General features: G+C 65.5%; 9 protein-coding genes and 1 pseudogene. 5 read left to right on the top strand and 5 right to left on the bottom strand.

Features of this window, described 5'->3' with window-relative positions; genetic code table 11:
* From AC1DY5_RS35620 to AC1DY5_RS35630, 3 genes and pseudogenes are all read right to left on the bottom strand, one after another.
* Positions 1-706 (bottom strand): annotated as a pseudogene (locus AC1DY5_RS35620) (C1 family peptidase); the annotation flags it as partial.
* Positions 666-1,619, bottom strand: coding sequence for a C1 family peptidase (locus AC1DY5_RS35625; RefSeq protein WP_478119205.1), 954 nt, complete (start codon positions 1,617-1,619; stop codon positions 666-668). The gene AC1DY5_RS35625 and the pseudogene AC1DY5_RS35620, both read right to left, overlap by 41 nt.
* A 512-nt stretch (positions 1,620-2,131) precedes the next feature.
* Positions 2,132-2,539, bottom strand: a complete 408-nt coding sequence (locus AC1DY5_RS35630) for a hypothetical protein (protein ID WP_478119206.1) — start codon at positions 2,537-2,539, stop codon at positions 2,132-2,134.
* A gap of 255 nt (positions 2,540-2,794) precedes the next feature.
* Between AC1DY5_RS35630 and AC1DY5_RS35635 the strand changes: the two genes are divergently transcribed.
* The 5 genes from AC1DY5_RS35635 to tnpA all read left to right on the top strand — a co-directional run bounded on the left by AC1DY5_RS35635 (position 2,795) and on the right by tnpA (position 6,238).
* The gene (locus tag AC1DY5_RS35635; RefSeq protein WP_478119207.1) at positions 2,795-4,252 is read left to right on the top strand and encodes a DDE-type integrase/transposase/recombinase; all 1,458 of its coding nucleotides are present in this window, start codon (positions 2,795-2,797) and stop codon (positions 4,250-4,252) included.
* Positions 4,249-5,091: an ExeA family protein gene (locus AC1DY5_RS35640; RefSeq protein ID WP_478119208.1), complete on the top strand. Its 843-nt coding sequence runs from the start codon at positions 4,249-4,251 to the stop codon at positions 5,089-5,091. Before AC1DY5_RS35635 ends, AC1DY5_RS35640 begins: the two co-directional genes overlap by 4 nt.
* A gap of 12 nt (positions 5,092-5,103) precedes the next feature.
* Positions 5,104-5,319 carry a hypothetical protein gene (locus AC1DY5_RS35645; protein ID WP_478119209.1) on the top strand — a complete coding sequence of 72 codons (216 nt, stop codon included), beginning with the start codon at positions 5,104-5,106 and terminating at the stop codon, positions 5,317-5,319.
* A gap of 66 nt (positions 5,320-5,385) precedes the next feature.
* Entirely contained in the window at positions 5,386-5,760 is a 375-nt protein-coding gene (locus tag AC1DY5_RS35650) for a hypothetical protein (protein WP_478119210.1), read from the top strand.
* A 37-nt stretch (positions 5,761-5,797) separates the two neighbouring features.
* Positions 5,798-6,238 (top strand): IS66-like element accessory protein TnpA, encoded by a 441-nt coding sequence (gene tnpA / locus AC1DY5_RS35655; protein WP_478119211.1) that lies wholly within the window; start codon positions 5,798-5,800, stop codon positions 6,236-6,238.
* A gap of 202 nt (positions 6,239-6,440) precedes the next feature.
* Here the strand turns inward: tnpA and AC1DY5_RS35660 are convergent, their stop codons facing one another.
* Positions 6,441-6,578, bottom strand: coding sequence for a sigma factor-like helix-turn-helix DNA-binding protein (locus AC1DY5_RS35660; RefSeq protein ID WP_478119212.1), 138 nt, complete (start codon positions 6,576-6,578; stop codon positions 6,441-6,443).
* 97 nt (positions 6,579-6,675) lie between these two features.
* Positions 6,676-7,116, bottom strand: a 441-nt coding sequence (locus AC1DY5_RS35665) for a fatty acid cis/trans isomerase (protein WP_478119213.1), incomplete at its 5' end; no start/stop codon positions are given.

Consider the following 7,116-nt stretch of genomic DNA (forward strand, 5'->3'; position numbering starts at 1 on the left):
CGTCGAGTGCGCGCGAGACCAGGTAGAGGAGCGACTTTCCATACGCCCTGAATGCTGGCGTTGGCAGGCCATCTTTTTTCTCGTTGTCGTCTGTCAGCACATACAGCCACAGCTTGTCCAAGTCGATGACCTTCGCCTGGTCGGCAGGGACATATGTCTTGTTCGCGAAGGCCACCGAGCAGGCCGCGGCGTACAACGACGTCGTTGCGATCTTGAGCGGCGGCGCCGCTCCGTCTTTGGGCGCAAACAGGGTGAGGAAGTGCCCAAGGAGGATGGATCCCGCCGAGTGTCCGATGAGGTGAAGCTCCAGCTCCTTGCCGGCGATCTCCAGATCGGCCTTGAGGGCGATCAGGTTCTTTGTGAGAAGCGCCAGCCCGCGACCTGGCTGGACGCTCTCCGCAGCGTTATCGCGCATCTCGCTCCAAATGCCTTTCCCAAGCACGTGCGCAGTGGTTTCCACCGCACGGTCCTTGGCGTCACCAAGAGCATCCAGAATGCCCGCCGATCGCGCTGCTTCGTCACCGACGATCTTCGCGACCCAGTCCTTGGCCATGTCCGCGATCGACTCGCCGGCGCCGGTCTTCCAAGTCAGAAAGATCGGGTAGGCGCCATTGGCCTCGAAGCACGGCCCCAAGACGCGAATACGCTGGATCGAAGCATCCTCGTCATTGAGGCCGCCATGGGCATAGACGGCGAGCCTGAGCACGTTGCCCTTCTGGGCTTTGAACCACGCCTTTGGGATTCTCGCGAACGATCTCCTTGGCAATGCCCTCTTTATCACTCGCGTCGCGCGTGAAATCGGTTGCGCTGAGTTCGCCATTGTTCCCTGTCACCAGGGTGTGCTCGTAGGCGGCAGACGTCGGCCAAGGCTCGTACTCCTTGAATTCGAAATGATGGTCGAACGGCCATGGGTCGTTTGGCGGGTTGTTCGGCTCGCGGGATGCCCGTTCGAGCTTCGTGAGTGCCTGGCCGGAACTGACTCTCCAGCGGGTGGAGACGACTGGCTGCGCGACCCCGCGGACGATGTCCAGTATCGAGACGGGAACGCCGAGGCCGCACGCCCAAGCGTCTGTTGCGTTCTGCACCCAGTCGTCATAGGGCAGCACTCCGAATCCTGAGGCGCCCCATTTGGTGCCCCAACTGTTCTGGACTACGARGCCGCGGTCATTGAACCCGACGAGCGCGAACGCGTGCCCGCCCCTGCTCTTGGGGTCTGCGCAGGGCGGAATCACCGGGAGGTTCGCGTGCTTCTCGGGCGCTTTGCCGACTTTGGTGCGCTCGAGCGAATCCCATCCATCGTGCGCCGTGGCTGAAACGTAGACGGCGCCGATGTTCACAATCGCCGACTGCAGATCGACCACCGATGCCTTGTCGACCCGGTAGTAGACGCCCAGCGGACGGCCGGCGGCGTCAAGCTCCCACCCTTTCCTGGGTGGCGTGAAGATCGCCTTTCCCTTCTTGACGGCGTACGGCCAGTTGTCGCTGCTGCACACGCCATGCTTGTGCCAGCCCTTCAACGCCCCCCGGCAGCTCGAACCTTCGTAGTCGATGCCGGGCCATTCGTCATAGCGCTTGGCGAGCTCATACATCATGCGGGGGCTGACGGGCAGGAACGGCACCCGCACCTTGTCCTCGATGTGGCGGGTCCAAAGCAGGTAGTTGGCAACACACGCAAGGCCGAAGCCCGTGCAGGCTCCTTGATCCCCTTGGTTGAGYACCAGGCCGGTCCGCGACGTAGGACGAGATGAACTTCTTGACATCGGGCTCAAGGGGATACGTCGGAGGGAGAGACTGCAGGGGCGGTCGAAAGACGAGGTCACGCAGGTCCAATCGGTCGGGACGCGCGTCAAGGAGTCGTGCAGACGTGTGATCATGCGTATTTCCATGCGTTGCTGTGGCATCAGTTCTGCGGCCCAAAGGCCGCGAGGCTATGCCCCAGCGGTGGTTCATACGCAACACCAGCACCGACCCCTTGATGAGCCTGATCACCTATCCCGATGTGTCCGGCCGGTGTTTTGATCACGTAGCGTGATGTAGGCGGTAAGGCCCCCCTCGGGGCCCTTGAATAAAGGAGCCCTTTGGGGGAGTCTCTGGTTTACCAAGACTAGAGACGATCCCAGTGTGCCACGCCCTATTGCAAGACCCCCGGTTTTTTGCCCTGCTGCTCGAGATCGACCGAGACCAGGCGGCCCAGACCCAAGCCGCGGGATGCGCCTGTGAAGGGCGACTGCATTGCGCGAACTACCCGCGCAAGCCACGCGGTTGCCTGCCCGAATTCCGTTCGAGCTTCGACCAGCGTTTCAGCTTTTGCTGCAATACGTGCCGCAAGCGAACGACGGCGACGTCGCTTTCTCGGCCGGCGCATGTATTTGGCGCTGGTGATGGTCTTGAGTTCGAGCCGGCATGCCGGCTCGAACTCAAGCGCGCCGCTGCTGGCCGGCCTGGCGGTTCCGCTGCGCACCTTGGAGCGCTGGCGAACCTGGTGGGCAGGCGCTTTTGTTCGCACGCCGCTTTGGCGCGGCGCGTGCGGCGCCTTCATGCCACCGGTTGACCTCGGGCATCTGCCAGCCAGCTTGCTCGAACGCTTCACCGGCGCCGACGCGTCGGCCCGCCTGAGCGCGTGTCTGCGGTTTCTCACGCCGCTGACGGCTCGGGTGCGAAGCCAGCAAGCGGCCACGTAGCGTGAGGGTTGAACGACACCCGCAGAGGATGGTGATGGTCGCCGCCGGCGAGGCTCGATAGCCTTCATTCCCTTGAGCGACACAACTCCCGTGGCGCCTTCTTGGGAGTCCACTTGAGTTCCAGTCACGACATCTCCGTGAGAGACGGCCAAGCGCGTTTGCGCTTCTCGATCATCGGTGCGCTCCTGGCCGCACCGCCGGCCAAGGGCGACTTGCTGGGCGTCCTTCGTGCATTGGCCGCCAAGTACTGGCGCGACCCCGCCACCGGCCTGGACGTGCGCTTCGGTGTCTCGACCCTGGAGCGCTGGTTCTACACCGCCCGCCGCGCTCGAGACCCGGTGGCCGCGCTCACGGACCGGCTGCGCGCGCACGCTGGGTGCTTCCCCAGCGTGTCGGCCCAGGCTGAAGGTGCGCTGCTGCTGCAGTACCGCGAGCATCCGGGCTGGACCATCCAGTTGCACTTCGACAACCTGCAGATCGTGTTGGCGGGCGCAACGCTGCCTTCGTACCCCACGGTGCGCCGCTTCTTCAAGGCCCGCGGCATGGTGCGCCAGCGCTCGCCGCGTCGTGCCACCGATGGCGCCGAGGCCGCCCGCGACCGCCTCGAACACCTGGAGGTGCGTAGCTTCGAGGTCGATCACGTGGGCGCGCTCTGGCACCTGGACTTCCACCACGGATCGCGCAGGGTCCTCACGCGTCAGGGCGAATGGGTCAAGCCGATGCTGATGTGCGTGATGGACGACCGCTCGCGCCTGGTGTGCCACCTGCAGTGGTACCTGGATGAATCTGCTCAGAGCCTGGTGCACGCGCTGTCCCAGGCGCTGATGAAGCGCGGGCTGCCCAGGTCGCTGATGACCGACAACGGCGCGGCCATGCTCGCCGCCGAGACCACTTCGGGCCTGGCCCGTCTGGGTATCCTGCACCAGACGACGCTGCCTTACTCGCCGTATCAGAACGCCAAGCAGGAAGTCTTCTGGGCCCGCGTCGAGTCGCGCCTGATGGCCATGCTCGAGGGCGAGGCGCAACTCAGCCTGGACCTGCTCAACCAAGCCACGCAGGCCTGGGTCGAGCAGGAGTATCACCGCGGCGTGCACTCCGAGTTCGGCGCCACGCCGCTGGCGCGATTCCTGGACGGCCCCAGCGTGAGTCGCCCCGCACCGGGCAGTGATGCCTTGCGCGAGGCGTTCCGCATCGAGGTCCGACGTCGTCTGYGACACAGCGACGCCACGGTGAGCCTGGAGGGTCGCCGCTACGAGATTCCCAGCCGGTTGCGCCATCTGCAGGATTGCCATCTGCGCTACGCGCGCTGGGACCTGTCGCGCGTCGATCTCGTCGATGCCCGCAGTGGCGCGCTGCTGTGTGCCGTGCACCCGCTGGACAAGTCGGCCAACGCGGACGGCCAGCGCCGGCGCCTGGATCGCCTGGGACCCGATCTGTCGCCRCTGCCGGCGACCTCCATGGCGCCTCTGATGCGCCACCTTCTGGCCGAGCACGCCGCCACGGGTCTGCCACCGGCCTACCTGCCCACGCCGGGGCCTTCCAACCCACCGCCCACCAAGGACCCCTCATGAACCAGAAGCTGCTGGCCCTGTACGGGCTGAAGTGGAATCCCTTCACGCCCGAGGTACCGGTCGAGGCGCTGCATGTGTCGGCTCGCCTGGAGAGCTTCTGCTGGCGCATCGAGCACGCCCAGGTGCGCGAGGGTGGCTTCGCGCTGATCCACGGCGAACCGGGCTCGGGCAAGAGCGTGGCACTGCGCGTGCTGGCACAGCGCCTGGCGCGCCTGGCCGATGTGCAGCTCGCCACCATCAGCCACCCGCAGAGCAACCTGGCAGACTTCTACCGCGAACTGGGCGACGTGTTTGCGGTGCCGCTGCGCCCACATAACCGCTGGGGTGGCTTCAAGGCGCTGCGCGAGCGCTGGCTGGGACATCTGGAGTCGTGCCGGCGCCGGCCCGTGCTACTCATCGACGAGGCGCAGGAGATGAGCGTGCCGGTGCTCTCGGAGTTGCGCCTCATAGCCAGCGCCCAGTTCGATTCGCAGCCGCTGCTGTGCGTGGTGCTGGCCGGCGATGCCCGTTTGCTGGAGAAGCTGCGCCGCGAGGAGCTCATCCCGCTGGGCAGCCGCATCCGCACCCGGCTCGCCACCGAAGCGGCGACGCCCGAGCAGCTGCGCGATTGCCTGGACTTCGTGCTGGCCGCCTGCGGCAATGCCAATCTCATGACGACGCCGCTCAAACACACGCTGTGCGATCACGCCGCCGGCAATTACCGTGTGCTCACGACGCTGGCCAGCGAACTGCTGGGCGCGGCCGCCGAGCGCGAGCTGGTTCAACTCGACGAGCAGCTCTACTTCCAGGTCTTTGCCAAACCGGTGCCGATCGGCAAACGCTCGGCCCCCGCCCGCTGAACCCACGTCACCATGGCCAACACCCCCGCACCGTTTGCGTTGATGCCCACCGATCTGCCACCGCTGTCGGATTCATCGGCCGTCGAAATACTCGACTTCCTGCACGAACTGACCTTCCGCTTCGAGGCGCACTACGGCGCCCAGATCCATCGCTTCTACGACCAGCAGCGCGACATCCGAATCAACCCACCTGTCGCTCCACGACCCGACGAGGAAGAGCCGTTCTGATCAGCGGCGATGAGGGTCGCGCTCGTCATTGGACCCTCGACATACTTGAACATCAGGCCATCGAAATTGCTGACCACACTCACCTTGACAGGTCGGCAACCGCACTCGGGCGGCCACCAACAATCAGTCGGTCACGTCACCGAAATGACCGGTCACGTTCCCGAATTCGGCGGTCACGATGCCGAAACGGTCGGTCACGCTCCTCCGAAATACGCACCTGCCCCACAAGCAGCGCGCGCTCGCGCGCTGACCAGGGAGTCGTTGGAGGCGGTGCTGGAGACGTGTGACGACTCGTTCAAGGGAAAGCGTGATCGCACCGTGCTGCTCTTTGCCTGGGCCTCGGGCGGACGGCGGCGCTCGGAGGTGTCATGCAGCCTTGAAGCCGGCATTGAAGGTAAGCGCTCGACTAACCGCGTCCTTGAATCCCGGGCCCTGACCTGACAGCCTACGTTCCCACGTAGATCAACGCGGGAACGTGATGTCAGAACATCTTGAAGAATTGGCACGTAGGTTGGTGGTCGGCCACAAGCGCGACGGGCGGTCGGTGTACGACGAACGGGCCAAGGCCGAACTGGTTGCCGAGTGTGCCAAGCCTGGAGTGTCTGTGTCAGGCTTGGCGCGCCAGGCTGGGGTGAACGCCAACCAGTTGAGCCGCTGGGTGCGAGAGCACGGTGATCGGCAGCGCGCGATCACCGGTGCTCTGGAGCCGGCGCAGGAAGCCTTCGTGCCGCTGGCGATTCAGGCGCAGCCCGCGGCGACATTGGCGCCGACACTGTGCTTGCACGCACGCATGCCCAACGGCGTAACCATAGACATAGACGCCTGCGATTTGCCGCGTAGTCGACGAACAGGCGCTCGCCGGCCGCATGGCTCTGGCGCATCGAGCGCTTCAGGCTCGCTACCCRGGCCCGGTACTTGACGCAGAAGCTCGTGTACTTGTAGGCGCCACCTTCGCTGCGATCGCGCTGGTACTCCCACAGCAACTGGAGGGTGACGCCCGGGCGCTTGAGTTCCTGGTGGATCCAGGCGTAGTCGGGTTCGAGCTGGCGACTCGAACGCGCAACGGCCGGCCGATAGAGGCGGGTCTCGAGCTCTTCGTCCGAGAGGGTCTGGGCAACGCCTCAGTCCACCCCGGCGGCACGCGCCAGCAGCATGAACTTGCCGACGGTTCCCTTGCCGATACCGACGGCGCGGGCGACTTGGGCGTAGCTCAGGCCGGCTTCGAGGTGCAGGCGCAGGGCCTGTCGTATCTGTCGCATCGTGGTCCTTGTGGTGGGCATGGTGGGCCGAAAAATCGGCCAGCATGCCCACGGTCAAGATCACTCGCGCGCGCCGCGATCGTCCACGATCGGGCGATCAGCCTGAAACAGCGTCCACGTTCATTTGAAATGCCGTCCACGATCGGCTGAAGAGGTGCGCCAGGAACAGGTGCTCATAGGCATAGCGGCTGAAGAGCCGCTCCTTCGGCGAGTCGCCGTTGAAGAAGCGCTCCCACATCGCGATCCGCTGCAGCGCCAGCGGCGCCGGCGCCGGCGGGCCCTCGTAGGGCGCGCCGAGTTCGACCCAGCGGGTCAGCACGCCGAGCTCGGCCGGGCTCAGTCCCGGCAGTCCGAAGGGCATGCCGCCGAGCGGCATCTTGCGCTCGTAGTCATCGATCTCCGCACCGGCCGGGCACATCGCCTCCCGGCCGAGGGAGAAGTCGAGCCCGCCGCCGACCACGCCGTGGGCCGGCAGCGGGTGCTTCTCCTTCAGCATCAGCAGCCGGTGCATCAGGCCCGCCGTGCGGTTGGCCTCGGG

Source organism: Variovorax sp. P4_D9 (assembly GCF_056401695.1).

What these genes read in the sequence shown, in the direction of transcription:
- AC1DY5_RS35630 (WP_478119206.1), bottom strand. Translation starts at nt 2,539, where the DNA reads ATGAAGGCGCCGCACGCGCCGCGCCAAAGCGGCGTGCGAACAAAAGCG.
- AC1DY5_RS35640 (WP_478119208.1), top strand. Translation starts at nt 4,249, where the DNA reads ATGAACCAGAAGCTGCTGGCCCTGTACGGGCTGAAGTGGAATCCCTTC.
- AC1DY5_RS35645 (WP_478119209.1), top strand. Translation starts at nt 5,104, where the DNA reads ATGGCCAACACCCCCGCACCGTTTGCGTTGATGCCCACCGATCTGCCA.
- AC1DY5_RS35660 (WP_478119212.1), bottom strand. Translation starts at nt 6,578, where the DNA reads ATGCGACAGATACGACAGGCCCTGCGCCTGCACCTCGAAGCCGGCCTG.